We start from the raw sequence: 14356 nt of genomic DNA, 5'->3' as shown, positions 1-14356 counted from the left end.
GCGCGGCTGCTTTGAGCGTTAGCTTAGGAAATATGAATAAAATCTTACTTTTCACCCTCATGTTTTTGTCAAACAGTTTGTTTGCTTCAGATGATAATGACAAATTAGCAGATAATTGTGGAAGATATGCAAAGGTACTTACTAAAGACTATGTGTTTTCTGAGTACATCAAATCATCGAATAGAGATGTACGCAAAATATTAATACGAGATATTGTTTCTCCAAAAGATTATCGTTCAGAAATAAAAAGGATTAAACCTAAAGACGCATTGGCTGGTGTCATGCAAAGCAACTGTTTTTTCTTTTATCCTATTGAGAGCAAGCTTGCTAAAAAATTCAATAAAAAAGAGGCGCTTTTTATTCACTATGACTCAAAGTACATATCCAATTCATCTGTTACTTTAGAGGCAGCCGAAGAAAAATTGAAACTTATCGATGAAGAGGCCCTAGTTGTCTTATCTGAATTAAAGGAATATGCACAGGATCTTTCATTGAATTATATAGTTGTCAGACCAGCTGTTAAGCATATAGATGTTATTGATGGTAAAGAAATAGTAATAAAAAGTAGGCTTGGGAAAGACTATAAATTTTATACTGATGACTATAAATATTGGCTACAGGAATAATGGTAGCGTAATTTTCAGCTAACAAGTTGCTGCATCGGAAAAATTACTCGCTCACGCTCGCATTTTTCCGCTGAGCAAGGCGTTAAGCCACTAATCATTAAACAGAGGAGTAAAAATGAACAAACTTGTAAAAATCCTGTTGGGTATAGTTGGGGTATTCGTCTTAGCTATTGTTGCTATTTTCTACTTTACAGCGGATATGGTCACATCAGCTGATGAGTTCTTTGCTGCCGTAAAGAATAAGGAGATGAATAAAGCGTATACGTATTTATCTGAGGACTTTCAAGCCAGCACTAGCCAATCTGATTTAGAATCGTACCTTGAAAAAAACCTTATTCACAAATTCAAAGAAGCGAGCTGGGAGTCCCGTTCAATTAATGGTGGTCGTGGCAGTTTAATCGGTTCTATAACTACCGAATCTGGAGGCGTAGTTCCAATTACCTTGAGCTTTGTGAAGGGTGAAAATGGCTGGAAAATCTATTCAATTCAAAAACCATCTTCTGGCATACAAGAAGAATCGTCTCCGATTGCAATGCCATCCGAACAAGAGCAGGTTCAGCTTGTTTCAAAATCGATGCAGATATTTGCTGAATCTGTTAATGAAAAAAGCATGGCTAAGTTCCATTCACATGTCTCTAATTTATGGCAACAGCAATTCACTATCGAGAAATTTAATGAAGCATTTGGTGGTTTCTACGATATAGGCGTAGATCTAACAGTTTTGTCTAATTACAGCCCTCAATTTAAAGTCAAACCAAGCATTGATGAAAATGGCGTGCTAGTTATTGCCGGACATTATCCAACAGAGCCTAATCAAGTTCACTTTGAGCAAAAATACATATATGAGGGGCTAGGCTGGAAATTAATGGGTTTCAGCACAAATATAAAATAAGGCTTAACAAGTCAAAGCACTCGGACTTGGTAAAGCTGTCACCTTTTTTGTTCCAAAAAAGCCGCCAACTTCACCAAGCCGGTGTTTGAGGCGTTAGGAGGATTTCGTGGTCGGTGGGGTAGCTGGAGCCGGAGTGCCAATTTTTCTGATGCTGTTCGTCAGCGTATTCGGACTGATCACAGCGGTAATGATATTGCTATACCGAAATAGGTCTGGCTTTGGCACGAAATTAACCTATGCGGCATTCGCATTTCTCGCCCCATTTTTACTGGCGTTCCCAGCAGCATGGCTTGTACCCAAAGGCGCACCCTCATGGCTTGATAACACCGTGTTAATAACCATCGCTATCAGCCCATATTTGGTGAGAGCACTGTATGTATTCAAACACCCAGAGGTGAAAGATGTTCAGTCAACCTCCTAACAAGGCAATCAACTTTAGCCCTTCGGACTTGGAACTCCGCCGCGGTGCGGCTCCGTCCCGTTATTGCGGGCGTTAGCTGCCTTTGTTTTAGTTGTCTGCTTAGTTGTACAATTTGTATCAGCCTTTTATACTTGTCTTATTAATTGTACATGTGGGGTTTGTCTTATGAAAATTGTCTCTTTTACAGAAGCACGCAATGGGCTTAAGGCTGTCCTAGATGGTGTGATTAATGACGCAGATACAACAGTGATCACACGCCGAGATACTGAAGATGCTGTTGTTATGTCGCTGGACTATTACAACAGCCTAATGGAAACAGTCCACTTGTTACGTTCTCCTGCAAATGCGGAGCACTTAAACCGCTCAATAGCTCAATACAATGCGGGCAAAGCTACTCCTCGAGATCTAATTGATGGGTAGTCGCTTACTGAGCTGGACTGACGAGTCATGGAGTGACTACCTCTACTGGCAAACTCAGGATAAAAAGACACTTAAGCGTATCAATAAGCTCATTACGGACGTAAAGCGTTCGCCATTTGATGGTATTGGCAAGCCAGAATCTCTTAAGGAGAATTTATCTTTTTTTTGGTCTAGGCGGATTGACGATAGTAATAGGCTCGTTTACGCCGTAGATGAAAGGGCTATCACGATCATTTCGTGTCGTTACCATTACTAAATCGTGCGGCTAGGCAGCTAACAAGAAAAGCCATCCGATGCATACTGCGCGGCTGCTATGGCCATTAGCTTCTGGCTTTTATCGATCGCCATGAAAACGATTCCTGTAGGCACTGCTTACGCAATCTGGACGGGAATTGGTGCGGTAGGTGTCTCGATACTGGGCATGCTTTTACTAGGCGAATCACGAGACATCTTGAGGTTAATTTGTTTGCTGCTCATTGTGTCAGGAATCGTGGGCCTGAAATTGGTTTCATCGACGACGAGTACCACATAACAAGTTGGTTTATCGTTAACTACACGCACGCGCTCACTTGTTTCAGCTGAGTGCGGCATTAAACTGCAATGGAGAGCATGGTGCAGAGTCGTCAAGTAAGAGAATCGGATCTTCCCAGGATCTGTCTGTTACCGGAAAGTGCTGAAGAGCTGTTTTACTGTTTTCCTAGAGCTTCTTTTCCCCTGACAGCTGAAAATGTCAGCAAAGCAATAGCGGAGCGGTCCGATTCAACTGTAGTAGAGCTTAATGGTCGAGTCGTAGCTTTTGCTAACTTCTATCGTTGGGGGCCGGAGCGGTGTTCTATTGGGAATGTCGTTGTTGCGTCGAGTGTAAGAGGTGCCGGTGTCGCTAGTTATCTCATCAACTATATGACAAGGCTGGCGTTTGATAAGCACCAGGCACAAGAGGTCACCGTCTCATGCTTCAATCAAAATATTGGTGGTTTGGTTTTGTATAAGAAGCTCGGTTTCCGGCCTTACGATCTGGAAGAGCGGATTGATCACAACGGCAACCGTGTTGTGCTCATTCATATGAAAGTAGGTCGTAATGCAGTTTAACAAGGCGCGGTACAGACGCTCGCAAGCAGGCGAGACTGCTTCATCTCAAATTTCTTTTAAGGCGTCAAAGTCGAAATAGATACGGCCCTTAAAGCAGGGCCGATCTGTGTTTATTGATTATGGGCTGTCGGCCTTTTTCGGGTACGGCGTACTGGCTTCTGTGTAGCTGATCTATTGCCTGATTGAGTGCCGGATTGTTTCTGTGCACCTGTTTTTGCAGGGGCTTGGCCAGCAGTGGTTGACGGGTTTTTACGTTTAGCTCTTTTCGGCTTTGATGTGCGATTCGCATCAGTGCTGCTGCCACTGGATGATGAGTTTGCACGGTGTGATCTGTTTTTACCTTGTGGCTTATGACCACGGGCATTTTCACCTGAGCGCTGCCCATCCTGATGGCCTTTAGCCGCTTTATCTCTTCTGGGTGCAGGCTTTTTGTTAGCCGGTTTTTTCTTGCGCTGGGGCTTCTTACTCAGGCTTGATTCGGGTAGGTCGTGTACCGGTTCAAAGCCATCTACGATTTCGCGTTCCAGTATGCTGTTTATCAGCCGCTCTATGTCTGCCAGCTGATCGAATTCGTCGGCAGAAACCAGTGACACTGCCTGCCCGGTTGCGCCTGCGCGTCCGGTTCTGCCGATACGGTGAACATAATCTTCTGCGACGTTGGGCAGATCAAAATTGACAACCTGTGGTAGTTGGTCGATATCCAGACCACGCGCTGCGATATCGGTGGCTACCAGCACTCTAACCGTACCGCTTTTAAAATCAGCTAAGGCCCGGGTGCGTGCGCCTTGGCTTTTGTTGCCATGGATCGCTGCGGCCGATATTTTGGCTGATTCGAGTTGGCGGGCCAGTCGGTTAGCGCCATGTTTCGTGCGGGAAAAGACCAGTACCTGATGCCAGTCGTTTTGACGTATCAGCTCAATCAGTAGCGGAGATTTCTGTTTTTTATCTACCGGACAGATCCACTGCTTCACGGTTGTCGCAGTCGAGTTCACCGGTGTGACCGAAATCTCAACAGGGTTGTTAACCAGACCCTGCGCTAGTTTTCTAATCTCGTTAGAGAAGGTTGCGGAAAACAGTAGGTTTTGACGCTGCTTCGGCAGGATGGCGATAATTTTTTTGATGTCATGAATGAAGCCCATATCAAGCATCCGGTCGGCTTCATCTAACACCAGTACTTCCAGTTCAGGGAATTTAACCGCGCCCTGATTGAAGAGATCGAGCAATCGACCGGGTGTTGCGACCAGAATATCGACACCCTCTCTCAGGTTCTTAATCTGAGGGTTGATTTTGACACCGCCAAATACCACGGTTGAACGCAAGGATAGGTGTTTCGAGTAAGTCTCTACACTCTCTGCAACCTGAGCGGCCAGTTCACGGGTCGGTGTTAGAATCAAAGCCCTGACCTGACCCGGTTTTGCGGCTTTTCCCTGAGCGAGACGTTGCAGTATAGGCAGTGTAAAGCCTGCTGTTTTTCCGGTACCTGTCTGAGCCGCAGCCATGAGGTCTTCACCCTGAATAATGGGTGGAATAGCCTGTGCCTGAATAGGGGAAGGGGTGGTGTAACCCTTTTCCGAAACAGCTTTCAGGATCGACTTAGATAGGCCCAGATCAGCAAACTTCATTAATATTTCTCTTGTGGTATGACAGGCGTTGTGTGATTTATGCTCAGCCCGCTTCAAACTTTTACACGGGGACAAAGTGACTGACTGTGGTCAGTATTATGCAGATATCTTCTTGGTAGGAGAGGATGTCAGTAGAGCGAATCAATTGATTCCAGTTTCACGCTTAGTTTCTTACACAGATTCCTGAAATAGGTGCTGCCTTACATTAAAGCGGTTTGAATTTTGTATCAGGGTTCTTGTGCAGGTGCGAATACTACCACTGATTGCAGCACAGCGCAGCTGAAAGCTGGGAATCACTGCTATCAATTGCTGAGTGAATGCAGCGTCGGCTCGATACGCTGCTGAGATGTTGCCCAGGTTTTTAATAACTCACTTAAGGTTATATATATCCTAAAAGTTGTACCGATATGGGACGGTTTTGGGTGCTTTATGCCGGAGGGGGCTACGCTAAGAACAGTGCTTTTTACAGATCAAAACATTCTGTGCGGATGACCTGGCCGTTAGAGCCAGGTTAATGAGCAACAGTAAGCAAAGCGGATAAATCGGGGAGGATATATGTTTGCACGTTATTTTACCTTTCACTCTACTGCAGAAAACCGTCCGGCGATCGAAAAGGTGGCAGATGATATCTATCGTCATTCAGTGACCTTACCTGGTTTTGTGAGCGCGACCTATGTGATGTCGGATGAGGGAACCACCTATGGTGCGTTTTCAGTTTGGCAATCCAGAGAGACCGCAGAAGCCGGTGGGCAATCGATCCGTGAGAAAGTTATGCCTACGCTACAAGGGTTGTTGACGGCACCGCCTGAAGTTACGGTTATGGAGGTCTACGAGCCTAAGTAGCCCACGGCCCATTTCAGAAGCGATCAATTTACCAGGGTTTACACCCTAACAGCTCAAAGGCGCGCCTTTGGGCTGTCGTCGGGTACAAGCATTACGGGTATTTCAGTTCTGTCATTACTGCCTCGATAGAATGTTTGCTGTTGCTCTCAGAAAGTGCGCTTATCGACTTGAGCGTTGAGCCAAGCATTATCTGCGATTATCATCCTGCGTAAGATACGTTTTAAATGAGGTTTCAGATGGTGTTGTTCTGCCCAATCCAGCAAGAACTGGATTGCATCAGTGGTGAAGGCCAGATACTCGGTAAGATAAAGTATGATGGCGCTAAAGATGAGTACTATTTTCAACCTGACAATGAATCAATTGTCTTATCTGACGCAGAGGGGGCAAGCATTGCTGTGCGCTTATCCGGTCTCGCGTCGGGTCAGTATTTAATTCCGATGCAGGATGATGACTGACCTATTCATCAAACAGTCATTCAAGCTCCTTTGAGAGGAAGGGTTATCTCATACCTTCCTCGATCAAAGATTGTGATTCTAAACGCCTGCAGCTGGTGCTCTACCTGCCACGATTGAGCTTATTTCATATTCAGCATCCGCAAACGCTCTTAATAACTTCCCTAATCGGTTAAAATTAATATATTAATTAGTTTCGGAAGCTCTCATTGCATGCGCACCATTCTCTCTAAGTTTTTCCTCCCTGTTTTTTGTCCCTCTATCGTCATTGCGATTGTGCAGCAGGGCCTGCTTGTGGTGCTGCCACTGTATATATTGCATCTGGGTGGCTCGATGACTGAGGCTGCTGCGGTGGTTGCTCTGCGTGGTCTGGGGATGATGGTTGCAGATGTTCCCGCAGGTCTGTTGATCGAGAAGATCGGCGATAAGCGGATGATGCTGGTGGCTGCCATGCTGTTTTTTATCGCTATGTTGTTGATGGCGATGATCCCTGATCCGCTTGTTCTGATGTTCTCAGCCGGACTTTTAGGGTTTGCACATGGGTGTTGGCTGGTTGGGCGTGTCTCCTATGTGGGGCTGGCTGCACTGCCTTCGGAACGGGGCCGGGTGATGGCTCTCTCTGCCGGGATTATCCGGTTTGGCAGTGTTCTCGGCCCCTTATTGGCAGGCCTGTTGATCGCCTGGCAGGGTTACAGTGTCACCTTGGCGGTTTTTGCTGTGAGTACGGTTCTGGTTGCGGGGTTTGTATTGGGCTGGGTGGAAAACCATATTCCTGAGCATAAGAGTGATGACGGCCACAGCTTCAAAAAGATCAAAGAGGTGATGATTGAGCACCGGGGTGTGTTTGCAACGGCGGGTGTCGGTGCTGTTGCTCTGATGCTGGTGCGATCTTCCCGTGCACTCCTTTTACCACTGGCAGGGGCGGCGTTGGCGCTGGATGAGTCCAGTATCGGTCTGGCGATCTCTTGTGGGGCGGTGGTAGATACATTGCTGTTCTATCCGGCAGGGAGTTTGATGGACCGAGTAGGGCGCAAACCGATTCTGATCACCAGTCTGTTTGCTTTAGGTGCAGGCCTGATGTTGCTGCCGCTGGCAGAGGGGTTTTACACCTTGGTGGTAATTGCGGTTGTGTTGGGGCTGGGGAATGGCTTTTCTGCGGGTGTGATTATGACGATTGGCGCTGATCTTGCGCCTGAGCGTAACCGGGGTGGTTTTATCGGGGTGTGGCGTCTGATGACCGATATGGGATCGACGGCAGGCCCGTTTGTGATCGGTTCTGCGATCAAGTTGGTCAGTCTGGCAGCAGCGGCTCAATTAGCCGGGTTGCTGGGTATACTCAGCGCAGCCTACCTCTGCTTTAAACTCAAAGAGAGCGGGCGTGAAGATTAACACGCCCGTCCCAAATTCACATTTTTAGCAGAGATCAATAACACTGTTAAAGGCGACAATGACCCGGTCTTTATCCCCGAAATAGGGCAGGGCTGAGTGCTTGAGATAGGAGGGGAAAATCACAATCTGACCCTCGACGGGTTCAAAGTCCCAGAACCCCTGTTCACCAAGATAGGCGGTACCGGGATCGCCATAGTGATCCGCGTTGATTCGCGGATCATAAAAGCGGTTTACCCCATTGCGTGATCCCAGTTCACACTCACCCGGATCCAGATAATAGATACCACACCAGGAGCAGTTCGGATGTGAATGAACATCGTGATAGCCACCGTTCCTGGTCACATGGAACCAGGATTCGATGATCGTTGCATCACCCTCTGCACCTTCAGGCCAGTAGGGTGCATTCACCTCAGTTGCCACCGCTGAGATCAGCTCCTCCAGCATCCTGCGAAGCTCCATAATGGTAGGGTTTTCCGCTTCCAGAAAGCACAGTTTACTTTCAAATAGCTGATGCTTTGCTGTGACAGCAACCTCACTGGCAACTGCCTGTTCCTGCTGTTGCTGGTAGTTGTAGATGTAATCCAACAGATCCTGTTTGAGAAACTCGTGATCTGGATTTGCGGCAACAAAGAGGGGGGAACCCCACGCGTTTATAGGCTCAATCATGGGGGCTTCAGAATACATAGATTATTACCGCAGAGATGTTAAAAGAGGCACATTTTAACACTGTTATGCCACGAATCTATGCGTGAGTTCAGTTATCGATGAGACCCGGAGGAGCCCACCCAACTTACCTCTAGCTCATAGGAGATGGAGCGGGCAAGGCCATCCAGATCAGGGAACAGCGTTGCGCTACTGATGTTCATTCGATAGAGAGCATCCATCGCCTCCTGACGGATCTCGGGGCTCAGCACGATCTTGGCGAGTAACGGCTGATCGTATTCGTAGTTATTGAGCAGATCTTCAACCGAGACATCAACTTTCCCCGGAAGCATAAAAGTGCCCGCCTGAGCAACGATACGCCGATCCATCGACCAGGGCTCTCCCGGCCAGACAACCGGATAATCATTGGAGAGATAGAACTTTCGTAAACTGTCGGAGGTTCGGGGGTCGATCGCATCACGGGTCAGTTCTGGCAGGCCCGGTGGTGTCGCTTCATGCCAGAGTGCTGGCGTGTTCACCGCATAAACTGCGGCAGGGGTGGTGCAGGATTGCAGCGCAAAATAACTGGCAACATAGGGGGATTTAGTGAAATCTAATAGCCGGGTTGGGGCGCCGTGGTGCTGCATCAGTGCGAGACAGCGGAAATCATCTTTCAGCGAAGTGGTATCGTTCAGGAAATAGTGGGCTTTGCGTTTAAATACGCGGATAGCTCTATCTTCACGGTCGGCCCAATCTTCCGCCGGGACAAACTGTTTCAGTCTTCGGCTCAGCGAGCTTTCTAGACACCACTCAGCGTCACGCTGTCCTCGGAATGCCCAGCCACGAAGATGCTCAGATTCGACCAGTGAGAGAAACTCCTGCCAGCTCGATACTTCATACAACTTTGTCATGACGACTATCCACTTCTATATTCAATACTTAGTGATTTAGTTTGCTTACCCAACACTATAGTGAATGAGAGGATTATTAGATATGCCATTAATGACAGTTGCGGCTGTTTAATATGAATAAACCCTTTTTTATTCAATGGGATAGGGTTTGGATCTAAGCGTTAAATTCAGTGGTGGCAATTAGTTATGTAATACGGGGGCCGCCCTATGTACTACCAAATAAGTAATTTTTCGATGCCAAGGGATGATACCTGAGTTTCAGGATCGCTAGCTAATATGAATCTGTAAAGATAACAGTACTGTCAGACCTTTACCGACAGTAGATAAAAACAAGAGGCACTTAGAAGATGATTTACGCTAAGCCAGGTACAGAAGGTTCTGTAGTTTCTTTCAAAGAACGTTATGGCAACTTTATTAATGGTGAGTGGATTGCACCAATCAACGGTCAGTACTTTACGAATAGCACCCCGGTAACGGGTGAAGCAGTTTGTGAAATCCCACGCTCTTCAGCTGAAGATATTGAAGCGGCTCTGGATGCTGCTCACGCAGCGCAGGAAGCATGGGGCAAAACGTCTGTAGCTGAGCGTTCTAACCTCTTGCTTAAAGTTGCAGACCGTATAGAAGAAAATCTTGAGCGTCTGGCAGTAGCCGAGACGTGGGACAACGGTAAGGCTGTCCGTGAAACACTGGCAGCAGACGTACCATTGATGGCGGATCACTTCCGTTATTTCGCGGGTTGTATCCGTGCACAGGAAGGTACAATCGGTGAGATCGATGAGACAACCGTTGCTTACCATTTCCATGAGCCACTGGGTGTTGTGGGTCAGATCATCCCATGGAATTTCCCACTGCTGATGGCTGCATGGAAAATCGCGCCAGCTCTGGCTGCAGGTAACAGTATCGTACTGAAGCCAGCTGAGCAGACGCCTGTTTCTATTCTGGTTCTGATGGAGTGCATCGGTGACCTGCTGCCTGCAGGTGTTCTGAACGTAGTAAACGGTTTCGGTGCGGAAGCAGGCCAGGCTCTGGCAAGCAGCACACGTATCGCTAAGATCGCGTTCACAGGTTCTACGCCGGTTGGTTCTCACATCATGAAGTGTGCGGCTGAGAACATCATCCCATCTACTACTGAACTGGGTGGTAAGTCTCCAAACATCTACTTCAAAGATGTAATGGATCAGGAAGATGAGTTTGTAAGCAAAGCGATTGAAGGTGCGGTTCTGGCTTACTTCAACCAGGGTGAAGTATGTACTTGTCCTTCACGTCTTCTGGTTCAGGAAGATATTGCTGATGAGTTCATCGCGAAAGTGATCGAGCGTGCAGGTCAGATCAAGCGTGGTAACCCGCTGGATACTGAAACCATGGTGGGTGCTCAGGCTTCTCAGGAACAGTTCGATAAGATTCTGGGATACATGGACATCGGTCGTGAAGAGGGTGCTGAGATCCTTATGGGTGGCGGCGTTGAGCAGCTGGAAGGCGAATTCGGTTCTGGTTACTACATCAAGCCTACGCTGATCAAAGGCACCAACGACATGCGTGTCTTCCAGGAAGAGATCTTCGGCCCAGTTGTTTCTGTCACAACCTTTAAAGATGAAGCGGAAGCTCTGGCTATCGCAAACGACACTGAGTTTGGTCTGGGTGCTGGCGTATGGTCCCGTGACACTAACATCGCTTACCGTATGGGTCGTGGTATTCAGGCCGGTCGTGTATGGATGAACTGCTACCACCTGTACCCTGCACACGCTGCATTCGGTGGTTACAAGAAATCAGGCGTAGGTCGTGAAACTCACAAGATGATGCTTGAGCATTACCAGCAGACTAAAAACATGCTGGTTAGCTACAGCGCTAATCCTCTGGGCTTCTTCTAAGGAAGGCCAACCGGAGAACCCGCCTTCGAAACAGGTAGGTTCTCACTTAAGCTATTCATTAGCTTCTTGCGTTTCTTGCGGCCCTTTATGGGCCGCTTTTTTATGCCTCACGGTGATCAATGTCTTGCTTTTCCGCCTTTGTACAGCTGGTTGTACTCCTCTTCAAGCACATAGAAAGCAGTCTGAGTCTCATAGGTGATCGGTAGACTGAACTCGGTTTCAGATAGCTGGGTGACGGTATATTGCTGATGTGGCGGTTTTAACATCAGGGCGGCCAGTTCATCGGCTCCCCATGAATAGACTCTGGTATCCAGACGGTAGGCTTTGGCGATTCTTAATTCATTGTAGGAGGGGTGTATCAGATCGATGTAATAACATTTTCCCACATGACACATCAGCCCCCTTTGGGTATCCACCAGATAGCTGTCACTGGGGAGCATGCGGGGTGATGAGATACAGGCTGAGAGTAGAGTCGCAGCAGTTAATATAATCAAAGATTTCATAACAAAATCTCCATTGGCTTCCGGAGCGGGCCGTTGCCAGGATGGCAGCGTAGGTATGTATATCGGTTGGAGTCACCTGTGGCAGGTTAGTTCAGAATGGAATCAGGCTCAGATTAAATTGCTAACCAAGTTATCTTGTTGGAATCGGTGATTACCCAAATAATCAGTTAGCTATTCATACGGTTGGGATAATAGAAACACGGCTATCTGCTAGCAGCGGAACTGATACTCAATCGACCCCTCCCCAAATATTTTCGATAAGTATGAACGTTTTAAGCTTGATTTAAGTTAGCTTATCTACAATGTATCCATCACTATCAATATGTTGTGAATGAATTAACGATGAGAATCCATAAGGCGTCGATTTACCCATTTATATTCTTATCACTGCTGATAACTAACAGTCAGGCGGAAAGCTTAGGGGCGGATGATGCGCTAGCGCTGGTGGATACCGGTCAAGTCTTACCCCTGTCAGATATCATAAGTTTATACCCGGTTTTATCAGATTCTCGTTTACTCGATATAGAGCTTGAGCGTGAAGATGACGGAACTCTGATCTATGAATTTGAGATTCTTCAGGAAGAAAACCTTGTCATAGAGCTAGAAATAAATGCGTCTACAGGTCAACTGGTCAGAGAAGAGTTCGAAGAATAATTATGCGTTTACTCTTGGTGGAAGATGATTTAGTTCAGGTTAATAGCTTGAAGCCAGTTTTAAGCAAGGCTGGTTATGCGGTTGAGGTAGCTATGGATGGTCTTGATGGAGCATTCAGAATTAGGGAAGAGGAGTTTGACGCGATCGTTCTTGATTTAGGACTACCTAAGAGATCAGGGCTGGATCTCCTGCAGGATATGAGAGAAGCAAAAAATGACACGCCTGTTTTAGTACTGACTGCTCGGGATACCTGGCAGGAAAGGGTGGATGGGCTTAAAGCTGGAGCTGATGATTATTTAGGTAAGCCCTATCATGTTGAAGAGCTTATTGCGCGTTTGGAAGCCTTGATTCGGCGTAAGTATGGTCAATCGTCCCCTGAATTGCAGCATGCGGGTGTTCGGTTGAACCAGGATAGTCAGTCAGCTTTGGATTCATCAGAAAACCAACATGACCTGACAGGTGTTGAATTTAAATTACTTAGATACTTGATGCTTAACCCTGGGAAAGTGATATCTAAAACTCAATTGAGTGAGCACGTTTACGAAGAGGAACAGCTTCGTGACAGTAATGTTATTGAGGTTTATATCAATCGGTTGCGCCAGCGTTTTGGTAAAGAGTTTATTAAAACTCTACGCGGCCAGGGATACCGCCTTAAGGATTAAGATATGAGAAACAGAGCATCAGAGAAGATAAATTTCTCATTAGAAAAAAGAATCAGGTACAGACTGATTATCTTGATGTTGCCTTTACTTCTCGTATTGATGTTCATTATTCACAAAAGTATTCACCTACTGATAGATGAAATTGTCGTAGAGCGCTTACAACATGATGCCCTAAGCCTGGTATCCGCGGTCGCCCAATCCGATGAGGGTTGGAAAGTGGACGCTGAAGCCTTACCAGGGGTATACCGGAGAGCTAAGTCTGGACACTATTTTATCTTACAGTGGAATGGGGGTGAGATTCGTTCCAGATCACTGTGGGATATGCACGTTGACCCTGTGAATTTTATCCCGGGTGATACAGAGGATTACCTGTATTTCTGGATTGATGGGGAGTTCTGGGTCGTTCATCATCAACCCTTTATAAAACAAGGCGAAGTCTTCAGTTTATGGATTGCAGAAGATATCTCCGATATTGATCAAAAACAGAAATCTTATGAGTACTTTCTTGCAGCTGCTCTTCTGCTGTTTACCTGTGTGTTTATTCTCTGGCAAAGAAGGGTATTAAACAAAGGGTTTGCCCTACTTGAACCTGTCAAAAAAGCGATAAAAGAGAATCGGGTTTCCGGGGAGTTAAACTTCCCTGATGAGGTTCCTGAAGAGATTGCGACCTTAGTTAATTCTATTGATTTATTGGTGGACAGATCCTCTCGTCAGGTCGCTCGTTCAAGGATGTCTGTTGGGAATCTTGCACATGAGCTTAAAAGGCCTTTGCAGGAGCTTCAGATTGTTGCATCCGACCTTAATGATCCTAAACAGAAAGAGACTTTGAATAAGGTTATAAGGCAATTAAAGGGGCAGATTGATGCAGAGCTGAAACGCGCGCGTATCTCTGGAAATCCAATGCCCGGTAACTTATTTAATGTTGCTGAAGAGCTCCCTGTTTTAGAGGACTTGTTGACTCGAATTTACAACAAGAAAATTACGTTCACCTATGACTCAGAACTCGAACAGTTGCCTTTTGATAGGGATGACACGCTTGAGTTGATAGGTAACCTTTTGGATAACGCCTGGAAATACGCCAGCAATCAGGTGCAATTGAGTATCAGATCGGTGGGTGAACAGTTTTCGATCCGTATTGATGATAATGGGCCGGGTGTGCCAGCTCAATTTTTTAATGAAATAAACCAAAGAGGGACGCGTATTGATGAGCAGAATACACGTCCGGGTGATGGCTTGGGTTTATCGATCTGTCAGGCGATCGTCGATAGTTATAACGGAACAATCAGCTTCAGTAACAGTGACCTTGGAGGTTTGAGGGTCGATGTTTCTGTACAAAATAATTTAGTTGAATAGCCAAGGGGA

Annotated in this window: 18 protein-coding genes; 14 read left to right on the top strand and 4 right to left on the bottom strand. The window is 46.5% G+C overall.

Annotated features, from left to right (window positions below):
- Positions 1-32 precede the first annotated feature (32 nt).
- The 7 genes from Q0882_RS05565 to Q0882_RS05535 all read left to right on the top strand — a co-directional run bounded on the left by Q0882_RS05565 (position 33) and on the right by Q0882_RS05535 (position 3448).
- A complete protein-coding gene (locus Q0882_RS05565; RefSeq protein WP_299178929.1) occupies positions 33-626 on the top strand; it encodes a hypothetical protein in 594 nt (197 codons plus the stop codon).
- Between the two features lie 115 nt (positions 627-741).
- Entirely contained in the window at positions 742-1518 is a 777-nt protein-coding gene (locus tag Q0882_RS05560; RefSeq protein ID WP_299178927.1) for a hypothetical protein, read from the top strand.
- A 133-nt stretch (positions 1519-1651) separates the two neighbouring features.
- Positions 1652-1939, top strand: coding sequence for a hypothetical protein (locus tag Q0882_RS05555; protein ID WP_299178925.1), 288 nt, complete (start codon positions 1652-1654; stop codon positions 1937-1939).
- Between the two features lie 165 nt (positions 1940-2104).
- A complete protein-coding gene (locus tag Q0882_RS05550; protein WP_299178923.1) occupies positions 2105-2359 on the top strand; it encodes a type II toxin-antitoxin system Phd/YefM family antitoxin in 255 nt (84 codons plus the stop codon).
- Complete coding sequence (locus Q0882_RS05545; RefSeq protein WP_299178921.1) at positions 2352-2615, top strand: Txe/YoeB family addiction module toxin; 264 nt, start codon at positions 2352-2354, stop codon at positions 2613-2615. Before Q0882_RS05550 ends, Q0882_RS05545 begins: the two co-directional genes overlap by 8 nt.
- Before the next feature lie 57 nt (positions 2616-2672).
- Positions 2673-2891, top strand: coding sequence for an SMR family transporter (locus Q0882_RS05540; RefSeq protein WP_299178919.1), 219 nt, complete (start codon positions 2673-2675; stop codon positions 2889-2891).
- 80 nt (positions 2892-2971) lie between these two features.
- Positions 2972-3448 carry a GNAT family N-acetyltransferase gene (locus tag Q0882_RS05535; RefSeq protein WP_299178917.1) on the top strand — a complete coding sequence of 159 codons (477 nt, stop codon included), beginning with the start codon at positions 2972-2974 and terminating at the stop codon, positions 3446-3448.
- A 110-nt stretch (positions 3449-3558) separates the two neighbouring features.
- Here Q0882_RS05535 and Q0882_RS05530 read toward each other — a convergent pair whose 3' ends face one another.
- Positions 3559-5070 (bottom strand): DEAD/DEAH box helicase, encoded by a 1512-nt coding sequence (locus tag Q0882_RS05530; RefSeq protein WP_299178916.1) that lies wholly within the window; start codon positions 5068-5070, stop codon positions 3559-3561.
- Between the two features lie 555 nt (positions 5071-5625).
- On the opposite strand from Q0882_RS05530, the gene Q0882_RS05525 reads away from it, so the two are divergent.
- The 3 genes from Q0882_RS05525 to Q0882_RS05515 all read left to right on the top strand — a co-directional run bounded on the left by Q0882_RS05525 (position 5626) and on the right by Q0882_RS05515 (position 7754).
- Positions 5626-5913, top strand: a complete 288-nt coding sequence (locus Q0882_RS05525) for a hypothetical protein (protein WP_299178914.1) — start codon at positions 5626-5628, stop codon at positions 5911-5913.
- Positions 5914-6137: 224 nt separating this feature from the next.
- A complete protein-coding gene (locus Q0882_RS05520) occupies positions 6138-6368 on the top strand; it encodes a hypothetical protein (RefSeq protein ID WP_299178912.1) in 231 nt (76 codons plus the stop codon).
- Between the two features lie 210 nt (positions 6369-6578).
- Complete coding sequence (locus Q0882_RS05515) at positions 6579-7754, top strand: MFS transporter (RefSeq protein WP_299178910.1); 1176 nt, start codon at positions 6579-6581, stop codon at positions 7752-7754.
- Between the two features lie 24 nt (positions 7755-7778).
- On the opposite strand, the gene Q0882_RS05510 is transcribed toward Q0882_RS05515, so the two are convergent.
- Positions 7779-8438: a putative 2OG-Fe(II) oxygenase gene (locus tag Q0882_RS05510; protein WP_299178908.1), complete on the bottom strand. Its 660-nt coding sequence runs from the start codon at positions 8436-8438 to the stop codon at positions 7779-7781.
- A 74-nt stretch (positions 8439-8512) separates the two neighbouring features.
- Positions 8513-9307, bottom strand: a complete 795-nt coding sequence (locus Q0882_RS05505) for an FRG domain-containing protein (RefSeq protein ID WP_299178906.1) — start codon at positions 9305-9307, stop codon at positions 8513-8515.
- 347 nt (positions 9308-9654) lie between these two features.
- Between Q0882_RS05505 and Q0882_RS05500 the strand changes: the two genes are divergently transcribed.
- Positions 9655-11175, top strand: coding sequence for an aldehyde dehydrogenase family protein (locus Q0882_RS05500; RefSeq protein ID WP_299178904.1), 1521 nt, complete (start codon positions 9655-9657; stop codon positions 11173-11175).
- 116 nt (positions 11176-11291) lie between these two features.
- Here Q0882_RS05500 and Q0882_RS05495 read toward each other — a convergent pair whose 3' ends face one another.
- Entirely contained in the window at positions 11292-11678 is a 387-nt protein-coding gene (locus Q0882_RS05495) for a hypothetical protein (protein ID WP_299178902.1), read from the bottom strand.
- Positions 11679-12020: 342 nt separating this feature from the next.
- On the opposite strand from Q0882_RS05495, the gene Q0882_RS05490 reads away from it, so the two are divergent.
- The 3 genes from Q0882_RS05490 (at position 12021) to Q0882_RS05480 (ending at position 14347) form a co-directional block, all read left to right on the top strand.
- Positions 12021-12332, top strand: coding sequence for a PepSY domain-containing protein (locus Q0882_RS05490; protein ID WP_299178900.1), 312 nt, complete (start codon positions 12021-12023; stop codon positions 12330-12332).
- Positions 12333-12334: 2 nt separating this feature from the next.
- Positions 12335-12994: a response regulator transcription factor gene (locus Q0882_RS05485; RefSeq protein ID WP_299178898.1), complete on the top strand. Its 660-nt coding sequence runs from the start codon at positions 12335-12337 to the stop codon at positions 12992-12994.
- Between the two features lie 75 nt (positions 12995-13069).
- Positions 13070-14347, top strand: a complete 1278-nt coding sequence (locus tag Q0882_RS05480) for an ATP-binding protein (protein WP_299178896.1) — start codon at positions 13070-13072, stop codon at positions 14345-14347.
- Positions 14348-14356: the final 9 nt, after the last annotated feature.

It is taken from the genome of uncultured Neptuniibacter sp., assembly GCF_947498015.1.
Taxonomy (GTDB): Bacteria; Pseudomonadota; Gammaproteobacteria; order Pseudomonadales; family Balneatricaceae; genus Neptuniibacter.
The sequence above is the reverse complement of the archived record's forward strand: the minus strand, read 5'-3'. Positions and strand labels throughout refer to the sequence as shown.